Below are 14,473 nucleotides of genomic sequence, written 5' to 3' on the forward strand. Positions count from 1 at the left end.
ATAGTGGGCAAGCCAACCCGCCAGCGGCAGCCAGCGGGCAAGCGACGTCCCCTTTGCCTCTCGAACCGGCTCAGACATCGCGTGACGCCGGACGCGCCAGCCATTCGTGGCCCTTGAGCATCAGGTTCCAGTAGATGAACGGCAGCCCCCGCGCCTTGAGCTGCCAGGCCAGGCGAGTCGGGCGCGTGCCGTCATTGACCCACTTGGGGAAGGTGGGCTGCAGTTCACCGCCATAACCGAATTCCGCCAGCACGATACGGCCGTTCTCCACCGTCAGCGGGCAGGAGCCATAGCCCCGATAGCCTGCGGTGAGCGCGCCACCGGTCAGCGTGGCCAGCAGGTTCTCGACCACCACGGGGGACTGCTTGCGCACCGCCGCGGCGGTCTTGGCATTCGAGGTACCGCTGACATCGCCCAGCCCGAAGATGTCGGGATGGCCCATGTGCTGCAGGGTCTCGGGCTCGAGATCCAGCCAGCCAGCGGCGTTGGCCAGCCCGGATTGTGCGATCAACGCCGGTGCCTTCTGCGGCGGCACCACATGCAGCATGTCGAAGGGCTGCTCGACGATCTGTGGCTCGCCGCCCTCCTCGGCTGCCGGCACCTCGAAGCGTGCCGTCTGCGTCTCGCCATCCACCGCGACCAGCCGCTGGTGGAACCTGACGTCGATGCCATAGCCCGCGACCGCCTCTTCCAGCGCTGGCACGTAGGCCGGCACGCCGAACATCACGCCACCGGCGTTGTGGAAGCTGACCTCGAGCTGCGACAGCACGTTCTCGCGCTGCCAGTGATCGCAGGCCAGATACATCGCCTTCTGCGGCGCACCGGCGCACTTGATGGGCATCGGCGGCTGGGTAAACAGCGCCTTGCCGCCCTTGAGGGTCTGCACCAGCTGCCAGGTATAGGGCGCGAGATCATAGCGATAGTTGGAGGTGACGCCATTTTCGCCCAGCGTCTCCTCAAGCCCGTCGATGGCGCCCCAGTCCAGCTCCAGCCCGATGGCGATCACCAGACGCTCGTAGCGCAGACGATGACCATTGCCGAGCGTGACTTCGTGCGCTTCGGCATCGATGCCGGTGGCCGTATCGCGATACCAGTGAACGCCCTTGGGCATCACCGAGTGCATCGGCTTGCGCGTGAATTCCGGCGTGAAGATGCCGCCACCGACCATCGTCCAGCCCGGCTGATAGCTGTGCTGCTCAGCGGGTTCGACGATGGCGATGTCCATGCCCGGCTGGCGCTTGAGCAGACTGGCCGCCACCGCGATACCGCCGGCCCCGCCACCGATGATCACCACCTTGTGGGCGTTGGGTGCCAGGCGGTGATTGGCGGCGCGGGTCGCTTCGGTGGCCGAATCAGCCCCCTGATTGTCACAAGGCGTCGTTGCAGAATCCGAAACTGGCGGGGTCTCTGGCGTGCTCTGGCTCATCGATAAGGCTCCTATCGCGGAAAATCGTCCATTAGAGTCACAAAATTACGTAAGCAAGCTACATAGGCAAAGCGCCTGGACATGCTCCCTGCCGGCATGGCAGCCATCACAGCCGATCAAACGGCAGGTTAAGCGGAATCTTGAGATAGGCGCGACCGTTGTCTTCCGCCGGCGGCATCTGGCCAGCACGCATGTTCACCTGCACCGCCGGCAGCATCAGACGCGGCATGCCAAGCCCGGCATCACGCTTGGTACGCATGTCGACGAAGGCCTGCACATCGATGCCGTCATGCACATGGATATTGTGCTCACGCTGCTCACCCACCGACGTCTGGCAGCAGAAGCCTTCCCGCCCTTCGGCCGAATAATCATGGCACAGGAAGATGCGTGTGCTGTCGGCTAGCGAGAGCACCTTGTGAATCGAGCGATACAGCGTACGCGCATCGCCGCCGGGGAAATCGCAGCGCGCGGTGCCGTAATCGGGCATGAACAGGGTATCGCCGACGAAGACGGCGTCGCCGATCACGTAGCTCACGCAGGCCGGCGTATGGCCCGGCGTATGCAGCACGCGGCATTCAAGCCCCCCGATCGCCAGGCTGTCGCCCTCTTCCAGCAAGCGATCGAACTGGCGGCCATCACGCGCGAAGCCCGCCTCGGCGGCGAAGATATCGGCAAAGATGTCCTGCACTTCGCGTATGCGCGCCCCGATCGCCAGCTGGCAATCCAGCTTGCCTTTCAGATAGGCGGCCGCTGACAGATGGTCGGCGTGAACGTGGGTCTCGAGAATCCACGCCACCTCGAGGGACTCGGCTTCGATATGCGCAAGCAAGGCATCCGCTGAGCGGGTGCTGGTGTGGCCTGCGGGATAATCGAAGTCGAGCACGGGATCGATGATCGCGCACTGGCGGGACTGCGGGTCGCGCACCAGGTGCGTGAAGGTGTTGCTGTCTTCGTCGAAGAAGCTCTCGACCTGGGGGCGCTGTGTTGAGGTTGCCATCTTCCGACCTCCTGCTTCGCTCAAGGATTGATGCCTCAAGCCTACGCCTGAAGCAGCAACAACGCAAAAAAGAATAACGTTAAAACTATAAAGAATAACAATAAGACATTTTCAATAACCTATTGTTCTAGCTATTGAATTTCCGAATAGGCGATGAGCGACATCCCTCAACGAAATGCCTTTCACCATAAGGTATAGCTGATAGAAAGAATCGCACACGCTATGCTGACATTGCGCGGTGACACGATTCAGCCATACAATCTTGAACGATTAAGTTTCACAAGTTGCTGTCACTTACCCTAGCCCTCATTGGACGAGCTACACCATGTCACGAATACTTCAATGGTCGATCACGGTTGCCCTCGCCGGCTTCCTGTTCGGTTTCGATACCGCCGTCATCTCGGGGGCGGATACCTCACTGCAGAGCCAATGGGGTCTGAGCGATCTCAACCACGGCCTCATCATTATGTCGATGGCCCTGTGGGGCACCGTGATCGGCGCCATCTTCGGCAACTGGCCGACCGATCGCTTCGGGCGCCGCGCCACGCTGATCGGCATCGGTATCCTCTATCTGGTCTCGGCGCTGGGGTCGGCGCTGGCCACTGACCCTTATGTGTTCTCGTTCTTCCGTCTGCTGGGCGGGCTGGGCGTGGGGGCCTCATCCGTCGCAGCGCCTATCTACATCTCGGAAATCGCACCGCGCAAGCGGCGTGGTGCGCTGGTCGGGCTCTATCAGTTCAATATCGTCTTCGGGATCCTGATCGCCTTCGTCTCCAACTACTTCATCGGCTTCATCGATGGTGAGAACTGGCGCTGGATGCTGGGCGTGGAAGCCGTGCCGGCCGCGCTCTATCTGTTGATGATCTGCAAGGTGCCGCGCAGCCCGCGCTGGTTGATCCTCAAGCGCAACGATGAGGCGGCCGCCGCCGAGATCATCGCGCTGATCAACCCCAAGGCCGACATCGCCGAGGAAATCGCCATCATCCGCGGCACCGAGAGCGAGGCAAGTGCCAAGCAGCACACCCGTCTGTTCGCCTGGCGCTATCGTCTGCCGGTGCTGTTCGCCTTCCTGATCGCGGCCTTCAATCAGCTCTCCGGCATCAACTTCATCATCTATTACGCGCCGCGCATTCTGGCCGAGGCGCAGCTGGAAGCGAGTGCTGCCCTGCTCTCGACGGCGGGCATCGGGGTGATCAACCTCGTCTTCACCCTGCTGGGCATGTCGCTGATCGACAAGCTGGGGCGCCGCACCCTGATCAAGATCGGCTCTGCCGGCTATCTGGTGTCGCTGTGCCTGATCGCCTGGGCCTTCCATCTCGAGGACTTCTCCGCCATGGGCGGCTACGGTGTGCCGGTGCTGTTGGGCGTGTTCATCGCGGCGCATGCCATGAGCCAGGGCACGGTGATCTGGGTGTTCATCTCCGAGATATTCCCCAACAAGGTACGTGCCATGGGCCAGTCCTTCGGCAGCTCCGTGCACTGGATCTTCGCGGCGCTGATCGCGCTGCTGATGCCGACCATCCTCAGCCACTTCAGCGGCGGGCCGGTGTTTGCCTTCTTCGCCGTCATGATGCTGCTGCAACTGGTGTTCGTGCTGTTCTTCATGCCCGAGACCAAGGGTGTCTCGCTTGAGGACCTGCAGGGCCGTCTGATCCGCCCTTCGCGCAAGGAGAAGGAGCAGGAACAGGCCGCGGCACTCGCGCCACAGGGCAACTGAGGCTCTTGACGATCGGGCTTTGAAGCCTGGACTCGAATAACGCTCTACAGACGCCGACACCCCGCCCTGTGCGGGGTGTCGGCGTTTATGGCTCTGGCAGCCATGCCCGTCAGCCCCCCCCCCCGCCGAGCGTCGCCTCACGATATAAGAGCGGCTCCGCTACCCACAACGCACATGGCTTGCTGCCCTCCTCCTGCGCTGACGCGCGCCAGATCGCTACGTGCAAATAGCGTGGTATCGTCGCCGGCTCAATCGCCAGCCTGAGAGGCGATTTTCAGCGCCATATGTCGGGATTATTACGGATATATTCTTTGGTCTCGTCATTCTTGCCAAGCTAATCAAAACAGTGAAAAGATCGCTTCCGAAACGTTTCGGGTAACGGTTTCCGCTCACAGTTACCGCAAAGGAAAAGTGCCATGCCGCCGAACATCACACTCAAGCATCTCGCCAGCCAGCTGGGCCTGTCGGTCACGACGGTCTCGCGGGCATTGGGCGGATTCGAGGATGTCAGCGCCACGACCCGTGAGCGGGTGCAGGCCTACGCCAGTGAAGTGGGCTACAAGCCCAATCAGAGTGCACGCCGCCTGAAGACAGGCCGCACCTCCTCGGTGGGCTACATCATGAACGGCGCCCAGGGCGACTTTCGTGATCAGTTCAACACCCGCCTGCTGGTCGCGCTGGGCCAGGCGCTGCACGACGCCGCACCGGAACATGACCTCATCGTCACCACGGTGCCCGAGGACCGCGACGAGCTGAACACCTACAAGCGTTTCATCGATGGCGGCAAGGTCGATTCCTTCGTGGTGGCCCGTACCCGCATTCAGGACCCGCGCGTCGACTTCCTGCTCGACAGCGGCATCCCCTTCGTCACTCACGGTCGTACCGGCCGCGCCAGCGAACACGACTGGGTCGACATCAATGCCGCCGACGGCTTCATGCGCGCCACCCGCCACCTGATTGGCCTGGGCCATCGCAACATCCTGTTCCTCAATTTCTTCAGCGACCTCTACACCGCCGTCGAACGTGAGACCGGCTATCTGCAGGCGATGCACGACGCCGGCCTCGCGCCCAGCTCGCGCCATTGCCCGCACGGCTATGCCAGCGCCTATCAGGTCGCCCAGGAAGCGCTGTCCGGGGCCAACGCCCCCACCGCCTTCGTGTGTGCCAGCGACATCTTCGCCTACGGCGTGATGGAAGCGGTCAGCGCCTGCGGCCATACACCCGGCAAGGACATCGCCATCATCGGCGCCGATAACCTGCCGCCGCAGATGTACCGCCAGCCCAGCCTCAGCACCCTGGACATCTCGTTCGAGACCGTCAGTCAGGCGCTGATCGAACTGGTGCTGGCGCCGCAGGATGGCGCGCCACGCCATCGCTGCTTCGATTACGACCTGCTGCTGCGCGATACCACTGCCTGAGCACACAGGACCATCGACTGACCTCACGACGCCAGACGCCTGACTGCAAAACGCCTGATCGCAAAATACCTGATCGCAAAATGCCACCGTCAGAACGTGGTCAGCGTGACGCCAGAAAAACAACACCCGACCGGGGAGACCTCCATGCGCAAGATGCCAACCGCCCTCGCTTTGCTGGCGCTGCTGGGCAGCACGTCCGCCCTCGCTGACATCACCTTCTTCAGCACCCAGGCCAGACCGCTGGAAGAGGCCCAGCAGATGCGCGAGATCGCGCTGGCACCCTACGCCGAGGCCATCAATTACATGCCGCAGGAGACTGGCACCTTCCTGTCGCGTCTCGAGGCGGAGAAGACCAGCCCCGATGGCGCGCTGGATCTGCTCGGCGGGCTGCACGGCGAACTGGGGTCGCTGACGCCCAGCATTCTGGCGCCGCTGGATGACCTGCAAGGCTCGCTTGCGGACGCGGGCATCAGCCAGCAGTACATGACGCTGGGCAAGCTGGGCGGCGACCAGCAGCGCTACATTCCGTGGATGCAGGCGACCTACATCATGGCCGCCAATCGCAAGGCGCTGCCCTACCTGCCTGAAGGCGCCGACCTGAACGCGCTGAGCTATGACGAGCTGCTGGCCTGGGGCCGCAACATGCAGGAGGCCACCGGCAGCCCCAAGCTGGGCTTCCCGGCCGGTCGCAAGGGGCTGATCCACCGCTTCCTGGAAGGCTATCTCTACCCGTCCTTCACCCACTCGGTGGTGCGTGAGTTCCGCAGCGATGACGCCGTGGCCATGTGGCAGAAGTTCCGCGAGATCTGGGCGGTGACCAATCCGCGCTCCACCGCCTACGGCTTCATGCAGGAACCGCTGCTCAATGGCGAGGTGTGGGTCGCCTTCGATCACACCGCGCGCTTGAAGGATGCCTTCAACAAGCAGCCGGATCAGTACGTGGCCTTCCCGGCCCCTGCCGGCCCCAGCGGACGCGGCTACATGCCGGTGGTCGCTGGCCTGGCGGTACCCGCCAATGCCACGAATCCCGATGCCTCACGCAAGCTGATCCGCTATCTGATGACGCCGGAAGCCCAGATTCGCACCCTGCGGGCCACCAACTTCTTCCCGGTGGTGGAGGCTGAACTGCCCGATGACCTGCCCGCCAGCATTCGCATGTCCGGCAAGGCGGTCGCGGCCCAGTCCTCCGCCGATGACGCCGTGCTCTCGCTGCTGCCCAGCGGCCTGGGCCAGCAGTCGGGCCTGTTCAACAAGATCTACCGCGATGCCTTCGTGCAGATCGTACTGCGCGACGCCGACATCGAGGAGACGCTGGATATCCTCGCCCCGCGCCTGCAGACGCTGATCAACACATCAGGTGCAGGCTGCTGGCTCCCGGATACGCCCAGCGACGGCCCCTGCCCGGTCAAGTAAGCCGCTGGCGCCAGAACGCAACACTCAAGAACGCAACACTCGCCACACACGCAGCACTCGCAACACAGCAGCAGCAACGGCACCCCCCGACGGGTCGCCATGACGGTACGCCAACCCCTGTCATGCCGACCCGGTGCCACCAAACCATTTCGACAAGCCATCACAACAACGCCAAAGGTGAGCAAAGATGAAGCACGATCGCTGGCTACCTTATTACCTGATCGCCCCCAGCCTGCTGTTCATGGGTGCCTTCTTTCTCTATCCGTTCATCCAGATCTTCGCCGAGGCCTTCACCAGCAGTGACGGCAACGTGGGCCTGGCCAACTTCACGCGCATCTATCAGGACTTCAACTTCTGGCCGTCACTCAAGAACACCCTGCTGCTGACCGGGGTCGTGGTGCCGCTGCAGCTGGTGCTGGCCATCGGCATGGCGCTGATGGTCACCAGGATGAACAAGGGGCGCGACAGCATCCTCTACATCTGGACCATCCCGCTGGGCATCTCCGATCTGGCCGCCGGCATCATCTGGCTGGCGATCCTCGAGCAGTTCGGCTTCCTCAACAGCTTTTTGAGCGCGGTCAGCGTGATCGATGCGCCGGCGTCCTGGCTCAACTATCAGAATGCCTTCGCGCTGTTCCTGGCCGTCGTGGTCGCCGAGATCTGGCGCGGTACCGCCATCGTGCTGGTGATCCTGGTATCCGGCATGGGGCTGATCCCCAAGGAATATGACGAGGCCGGTCAGGTGTTCGGCGCCAGCTACTGGCAGCGCCTGTGGAAGATCACCCTGCCGATGCTGCGCCCCAGCATCCAGTCGGCGCTGATTCTGCGCACCCTGCTGGCACTCGAGGTCTTCGCGGTAGTGATGATGCTGGGCGGCAGTGACATGCCGGTACTGATGAGCGAGACCTTCGACTGGCAGTTCCTCTACCAGCAGACAGGTGCCGCTGCGGCCTACGCGGTGTTGATCATGCTGATCTCGGTGGTCATCACCGGCTTCTACATCAAGTTCCTCAATGTGCCGAAGGAGGCCCGCTGATGAAATCCTCTTCTTCCGAGGCCGTCATGCCGTCATCACTTTCGTCACGCGCAAGCGCCTCCTCAGCCGACTCCTCACGCCAGGAGGCACAGACCGCCCACAAGCCACGGCGCAATGACATGGCCTGGAAATGGCTGTTCCGGGCCGGTGTCTCGATTCTGGTGCTGTGGGTGCTGGTGCCCATCGCCCTGCTGATGCTCAACAGCGTCAGCACGCCGGAGCAGATCACCGGCTGGCCCAAGACCCTGACCCCGGCGCTGAGCTTCGAGACCCTCGACTTCTTCTGGCACTACCAGGGCGTGATCAGTGCGCTGGGCAACTCGCTGCTGGCCGCCGTCTTCACCATGGTGATCGCCATCGTGCTCGGCGCACCGGCAGGCTATGCACTGGCCCGCTTCGTGTTCCCGGGCATGAATGCCTACCGCATGATCATCATCCTGTCGCGGGCCTTCCCGATGCCGCTGCTGGCGCTGCCGCTGGCCGTCATCTTCATCCAGGTCGGCATCGATGACTCCATCCTGGGACTGGCGATGGTGCACGCCACCCTGGCACTGCCGTTTGCGGTGCTGATCACCTCCAGCCTGTTCATGGGTATTCCGGTGGAACTCGAGGAAGCCGCCTGGCTGATGGGCTGCAACCGCTGGCAGGCCTTCCGCCGCGTGGTGCTGCCGCTGGCCGCGCCGGGCATCACCGCCTCGGCCGTGTTCGCCTTCGTGATCTCGTGGAACGAGGTGTTTGCCTCGGCAATCCTCACCGTCGAGAACCGCACCCTGACCGCCTTCCTGGTGCAGAGCCTTTCCGAGTCACCTGCCGAGATCAAGTATGCCGGTGGTCTGATTCTGGTCGTCCCGGCGCTGCTGTTCCTGTTCGCGATCAGGAAGTACCTGTTCAGCATGTGGGGCATTTCCAACCGCTAACGTACGCCCGCTCATCAGGCCAATGACCGGCGGCGATCTTCATCGTCTCTCGCAAGCGAGTTCACTTCCTCGCCGCCGCTCTCGATCAAAGGAGTCAGACCATGTCAGCCATCCAAATCAGCGCCGTACGCAAGCAGTTCGGCAAGCAGGAAATCCTCAAGTCCATCGATCTCGAGATCCGCGACAAGGAATTCACCGTGCTGCTCGGCCCGTCCGGCTGCGGCAAGTCCACCCTGCTGCGCATCATCGCGGGGCTGGAATACGAGAGCAGCGGCTCGATCCGCATCGGCGAGCGCGAGATCACCTCGCTGGCACCGCGCGATCGTCGCATCGCAATGGTGTTCCAGAACTACGCCGTCTTCCCGCACATGACCGTGGCGGAGAACATCGCCTTCGGCCTGCGGGTGCGCAAGGACAGCGAGGCGCATATCCAGCGCAAGGTGAAGGAAACCGCCGCACTGATGCATATCGAGGACCGTCTCGATCATTACTCCGGTCAACTCTCCGGCGGTCAGCGTCAGCGTGTCGCGGTCGCGCGCGCCCTGGCGATGGAGCCGGAAGTGCTGCTGATGGATGAGCCGCTGTCGAATCTGGATGCCCTGCTGCGCCTGGAGATGCGCGCCGAGCTCAAGACCATTCTCGCCGCCTCCGACACCACCACCATCTACGTGACCCACGATCAGGTCGAGGCCATGAGCCTGGCGGACCGTATCGCAGTCATGAAGGGTGGCCAGATCGAGCAGTACGCGCCGCCCTCCGAGATCTACCACTATCCGGCGACCGAATTCGTCGGCAGCTTCATCGGTAACCCGCCGATGAACTTCATCCCGCCGGATGCGCGCTGGAATCACCCGACCCGCCCCGAGCAATCGAGCCAGCAGGTGCACAAATGCGGTATCCGCCCCGAGGACTTCGAGGTGCGCTTCGAGCCCACCGAGAACTTCGCCCCGGTACGCGTACTGGTCTCGGAATTGCTGGGATCGCACAAGCAGCTGACCGCGCGTTTCGGCGACGAGATGATTCGCGTCAACGTGCCGAGCGATCTCGATGTCGGCAATGGCAGCGACATCCACATCCGCCCGCTGGCCGAGAAGGTGCGCTTCTACGACCACAGCGGCCACCTGATGTCGGCGTAAGGCACCCCGCCCCCTCTCTACCCAACCTTTCAGCCCAAACCTTTCATCCCGAACGGAGCCGACTTACATGAATGCCAAGCTCGACGCGCTCAGCGCTCACGACGTTCTCAAGCTCAACGACCTGGGCGGCTACACCGTGCCCACGCGTGGCCTCTACCCCTTCCAGTGGAACTGGGACGCCGCCATCACCGCGCTGGGCTGGCTGGCAGCCGGTGACGAAGCGCGTGCCTGGCGTGAGGTCGAGCGCCTGCTGGAAGGCCAGTGGGACAACGGCATGGTGCCGCACATCGTCTTCCACGGTGATGCGGAAACCTACTTCCCGGGGCCGGAAGTCTGGGGCGTCAATCACAGCCCTTCGACCAGCGCCATCTCCCAGCCGCCGGTGCTGGCCAGTGTCATGAAGCTGCTGTTCGAGGAAGGCCGTGATCGCCAGCTTGCCGAGGAAAAACTGGCCGCCACCCTGCCCGGCGTCATCCGCTACCACCTGTGGTTCTATCGCGACCGTGATCCGGAACACACTGGCCGCGTGTGCAGCTATCACCCGTGGGAATCGGGCATGGACAATAGCCCCCAGTGGGATGGCCCGCTGGCTGGCGTGCCGCCGGTCGATGCCGAATACGTGCGTCGCGATACCGGGCTGGTCGATCCCTCCGAGCGCCCGCACAAGTACGAATACGATCGCTACATCTATCTGGTGAAGTTCTTCCAGCAGAACGAGCACGACGCCGAGGTGCTGTATCGCGACTGCCCGTACCGCGTCGAGGACATCAGCCTGATTTCCATCCTTCACCGTGGCACGCGCGACCTGATCGCGCTGTGTGAAGAGGATGCCGCCGGTCTGGGCCTGGTCAACACCCACGGCGAGGCGCTCTTCAGCCTCAAGCAGTCGCTGGCGCGCACCGAGGAAGGCGTGCAGGCGCTGTGGAGCGATGAGCTGGGCTGCTTCCTGAGCCGCGATGCGCGTGCCAACGTGCTGCTGGAGCACGTCACCACCGCCGGCATTCTGCCGCTGTTCGCCGGTGTCGCCAGCGGCGCCCAGGCGCAGCGCATGGGCGGTCTGCTCGAGGAATGGCTGGAACAGGCGCCCTTCGGTGTCGCCTCCACCCATCCGGAAAGCACCCGCTTCGAGCCGAAGCGTTACTGGCGCGGACCGAGCTGGCTGCACATCAACTGGATGCTGGCCATCGGCTGCGAGGAATATGGCATGTCCCGCGAGGCCGACCAGATCAAGCAGGCCAGCCAGAAGTGCATCGAGGCCGCCGGCTACTACGAGTACTTCAACTCGGTGACCGGCGAAGGCTGTGGCGGCCGCGACTTCTCCTGGACCGCGGCGATGGACCTCTACTGGCTCAACCCGCTGGAGAGCTTCACCGCCAGCAAGGCGGCAGCCGGCGTCGTGGAGGCTTCCTGATGACTCAGCACGCCTCTCAGCAACAGTCTCAGCAACAGCCTCAACAAGCCTCTCCACTGATGCAGGCACCGCAAAAGGCACCGCTGTCACGCCAGGCGGTACCGCCCATGCCGGCAACGTTCGCCAGCCGCGGCTTTCTGGGCGAGCATATCCGCTCGATCATGGACTTCTATCTGCCCAAGGCGATAGACCATGAGCGCGGTGGCTACTTCCAGGCCTGGCGCGACGACGGCACGGTGTATGCGCCCGCGGCGCGTCATCTGGTCAGCAGCACGCGGATGGTCTTCAACTTCGCGATGGAATATCTGCGCAGCGGTGATGAGCAGTGTCTGGCCGCGACCCGTCACGGCATCGACTACCTGCGCGATGTGCATCTCGATCCGCAGACCGGTGGCTATCTGTGGTCGCTGAGCGAGCAAGGCGAGGCAGACCACACCAACCAGTGCTACGGCCTGGCGTTCGTGATGCTGGCCTATGCGACGGCCTGGCGCGCCGGCATCGAGGAGGCTCGCGGCTGGCTCGAGGAGACCCGCGCGCTGATGGAAGACAAGTTCTGGTCGCCTGAGGCGGGGCTCTATGCCGACGAGGCCAGCGCCGATTGGCAGACGCTGTCCGACTACCGTGGCCAGAACGCCAACATGCATGCCTGTGAAGCCATGCTGGCCGCCTTCGAGGCCACCGACGAGGCGCACTATCTGGAGCGGGCCATGACCCTGGCCAGCAACATCTGCCAGCGTCAGGCCGCCAAGGCCGATGGCTTGATCTGGGAGCATTACGATCGCGACTGGAACGTCGACTGGGACTACAACCGCGACGACCCCAAGAACCTCTACCGTCCGTGGGGCTTCCAGCCGGGTCACCTGACGGAATGGGCCAAGCTGTTGCTGATGCTCAAGCGTCATCGCGATGACGACTGGCTGCTGCCGACCGCGCAGCGTCTGTTCGATACCGCCTTGGATCTGGCCTGGGACAGCGAACGCGGCGGCATCTACTACGGCTTCGCGCCGGATGGCACCATCTGCGACGACGACAAGTACTTCTGGGTGCAGGCCGAGAGCCTGGTGGCCGCGGCGCTGCTGCACGAGGCCACCGGCGATTCACACTACGCCGAGTGGTACGAGCGCCTGTGGGGCTACGCCTGGCAGCACTTCATCGATCACCAGCACGGTGCCTGGTATCGCCTTTTGAATGCCGACAACCAGCGCTTCGATGACCTGAAGAGCTCGCCGGGTGCCAAGTGTGACTATCACAGTCTCGGCGCCTGCCATGAACTGTTGCGCGTGATCACCCGCGACTGACTGCCCGCCGGGCCGTGAATGGCGGCCCGCAGCCAGTCTCGATACGCTCGACACGTTCGATACACCCGACGACCCGACACGCCGCCTCCCGCGGCGTGTCGGGTCGCTGCGTTGTGGGCGCCTGGTTCAGTGGCAATGACGACCCGCGCTATTATTTCGAACACCCTCCGTGTTTCTTTAGAGCACCGCTCCTGACAATACTGGATTGCGCTGACCGCCCCGACAGAGGGTGGCAGCCGACAGCCGCGGGCATGCCCCGAGGCGCTGCATTCCAGACGTTTCATCAGCTAGAGAAACTACAATAACAAGCGGAGTCCCACATGCCCCTTTCTCAACTCCTGGACTGGCGGTTGCACCTGCTGGTCGTGGTGCTGTCTCTCGGCGCCGAACTGATCGGTATTCTCAAGTTCCCGCTCGGCCCCGGCACCTTGCTGCTGTTGCCGCTGTTCTATGCCTTCATTGCCGCCGTACTGTGCAATCCGCACCTGTTCAGTGGCACCAGGCGCTTCATCCCGCCGGTGGTCAGCGCGGCGGCAGGGCCGGTCATCCTGCTGTCGATCATGCCGTTCATCGCCCGCTTCGGTTCCACCATCGGCCCGGCCATCGAGCAGCTGATCTCGGCGGGTCCGGCGCTGATCCTGCAGGAGCTGGGCAATCTGGGCACCATGCTGATCGCGATGCCGATCGCGGTAGTGGTGCTCAAGATGGGCCGTGAGGCGATCGGTGCGACCTACTCCATCGCGCGTGAACCCAATATCGCGATCATCTCCGACAAATACGGCCTCAAGGGCCCGGAAGGCGTCGGCGTGATGGGCGTCTATGTCGTGGGCACCATGTTCGGCACCCTGTGGTTCGCGCTGATGGCGGGCTATCTGACGTCACTGGACATCTTCGACCCGCGCGCGCTGGCGATGGCCTGCGGTGTCGGCAGCGGCAGCATGGTGGCGGCGTGTTCCGGCGCCATCGCCGGTGCCCTGCCGGAGATGGGCGAAGAGCTGCTGGCCTTCGCCGGCGCCAGCAACCTGCTGACCTATGCCACCGGCCTCTACGTCTCGCTATTCATCGCCCTGCCGGTCGCCGAGCGCCTGTTCCGCTTCTTCAGCCGCAAGCGGGCCGGCAGCGATGACGCCATGAATGACGAGGAAGCCAAGCTCGCCTCAGACGCGCTGGTTGAAGACCGCCCGGAAAATCAGCTGGGCAAGACAGCCATGGTCGTCGCGGCCGTCTGCGTGGTCGGCTGGGTGGTCAACACCATCAATGGCGCCAGCCTGATCGACGCCGCCCCCGGCATGCTGATCCTGTACGTGATGACCATGCTCGGCCTGCTGGTCGCCCGCGTCATGCCCTTCTACCTGCCGGCCATCGCATGGGTGTCGCTGGTCAGCATCCTGATGACGCTGCCGTGGTTCCCGGGCAGCGGCTGGATCACCGAGCAGCTGGGCTTCGTCAACTTCCTCGCCATCGTCACGCCGGTACTCGGCTATGCGGGTCTGGCGCTGAGCAAGCGCGAGTTCAGCATGTTCCGCCAGGCGGGCTGGAAGCTGGTGATCATCTCGCTGCTGGTCTTCACTGGCACCTATATCGGCTCGGCGGTCGTGGCGCAGGCACTGCTCTGATCACACGAGCTTCGGGCTGTACCTTTTGCATTACCTTTCGCTTCTCTCTTTGCTACCCCCTTCTCATCACTTTCACGCCGGCACTCCA

General features: G+C 63.4%; 11 protein-coding genes. 9 read left to right on the forward strand and 2 right to left on the reverse strand.

Going from position 1 to position 14,473, the window contains the following annotated elements; all coding sequences use genetic code 11:
- Nucleotides 1-70 precede the first annotated feature (70 nt).
- Together QD280_RS15255 and QD280_RS15260 are read right to left on the reverse strand one after the other, a co-directional pair.
- Nucleotides 71-1,426, reverse strand: a complete 1,356-nt coding sequence (locus tag QD280_RS15255; RefSeq protein WP_279839896.1) for an FAD/NAD(P)-binding oxidoreductase — start codon at nucleotides 1,424-1,426, stop codon at nucleotides 71-73.
- A gap of 106 nt (nucleotides 1,427-1,532) precedes the next feature.
- Nucleotides 1,533-2,423 (reverse strand): MBL fold metallo-hydrolase, encoded by an 891-nt coding sequence (locus tag QD280_RS15260; protein ID WP_279839897.1) that lies wholly within the window; start codon nucleotides 2,421-2,423, stop codon nucleotides 1,533-1,535.
- A 325-nt stretch (nucleotides 2,424-2,748) separates the two neighbouring features.
- Here QD280_RS15260 and QD280_RS15265 point away from each other — a divergent pair, with 325 nt between their 5' ends.
- The 9 genes from QD280_RS15265 (at nucleotide 2,749) to QD280_RS15305 (ending at nucleotide 14,385) form a co-directional block, all read left to right on the forward strand.
- The gene (locus tag QD280_RS15265; RefSeq protein WP_054556975.1) at nucleotides 2,749-4,140 is read left to right on the forward strand and encodes a sugar porter family MFS transporter; all 1,392 of its coding nucleotides are present in this window, start codon (nucleotides 2,749-2,751) and stop codon (nucleotides 4,138-4,140) included.
- A 416-nt stretch (nucleotides 4,141-4,556) separates the two neighbouring features.
- Nucleotides 4,557-5,558 carry a substrate-binding domain-containing protein gene (locus QD280_RS15270; RefSeq protein ID WP_279839898.1) on the forward strand — a complete coding sequence of 334 codons (1,002 nt, stop codon included), beginning with the start codon at nucleotides 4,557-4,559 and terminating at the stop codon, nucleotides 5,556-5,558.
- A 144-nt stretch (nucleotides 5,559-5,702) separates the two neighbouring features.
- A complete protein-coding gene (locus QD280_RS15275) occupies nucleotides 5,703-6,971 on the forward strand; it encodes an ABC transporter substrate-binding protein (RefSeq protein ID WP_054556977.1) in 1,269 nt (422 codons plus the stop codon).
- Nucleotides 6,972-7,158: 187 nt separating this feature from the next.
- On the forward strand, nucleotides 7,159-8,007 hold the full coding sequence (locus QD280_RS15280; RefSeq protein ID WP_192838913.1) for a sugar ABC transporter permease: 849 nt from the start codon (nucleotides 7,159-7,161) through the stop codon (nucleotides 8,005-8,007).
- Nucleotides 8,007-8,924, forward strand: a complete 918-nt coding sequence (locus QD280_RS15285; protein ID WP_279839900.1) for a carbohydrate ABC transporter permease — start codon at nucleotides 8,007-8,009, stop codon at nucleotides 8,922-8,924. The genes QD280_RS15280 and QD280_RS15285 overlap by 1 nt, the downstream gene beginning before the upstream one ends.
- 101 nt (nucleotides 8,925-9,025) lie before the next feature.
- Nucleotides 9,026-10,060, forward strand: coding sequence for an ABC transporter ATP-binding protein (locus QD280_RS15290; RefSeq protein ID WP_107334666.1), 1,035 nt, complete (start codon nucleotides 9,026-9,028; stop codon nucleotides 10,058-10,060).
- 67 nt (nucleotides 10,061-10,127) lie between these two features.
- Nucleotides 10,128-11,471 (forward strand): trehalase family glycosidase, encoded by a 1,344-nt coding sequence (locus QD280_RS15295; RefSeq protein ID WP_279839901.1) that lies wholly within the window; start codon nucleotides 10,128-10,130, stop codon nucleotides 11,469-11,471.
- Nucleotides 11,471-12,769: an AGE family epimerase/isomerase gene (locus tag QD280_RS15300; protein ID WP_347881976.1), complete on the forward strand. Its 1,299-nt coding sequence runs from the start codon at nucleotides 11,471-11,473 to the stop codon at nucleotides 12,767-12,769. The genes QD280_RS15295 and QD280_RS15300 overlap by 1 nt, the downstream gene beginning before the upstream one ends.
- 320 nt (nucleotides 12,770-13,089) lie before the next feature.
- Nucleotides 13,090-14,385, forward strand: a complete 1,296-nt coding sequence (locus QD280_RS15305; RefSeq protein WP_131432168.1) for a DUF3100 domain-containing protein — start codon at nucleotides 13,090-13,092, stop codon at nucleotides 14,383-14,385.
- Nucleotides 14,386-14,473: the final 88 nt, after the last annotated feature.

Origin of the sequence: Cobetia sp. 1AS1, from assembly GCF_029846435.1 — a bacterium.
In the GTDB taxonomy this organism is placed as follows: domain Bacteria; phylum Pseudomonadota; class Gammaproteobacteria; order Pseudomonadales; family Halomonadaceae; genus Cobetia; species Cobetia amphilecti.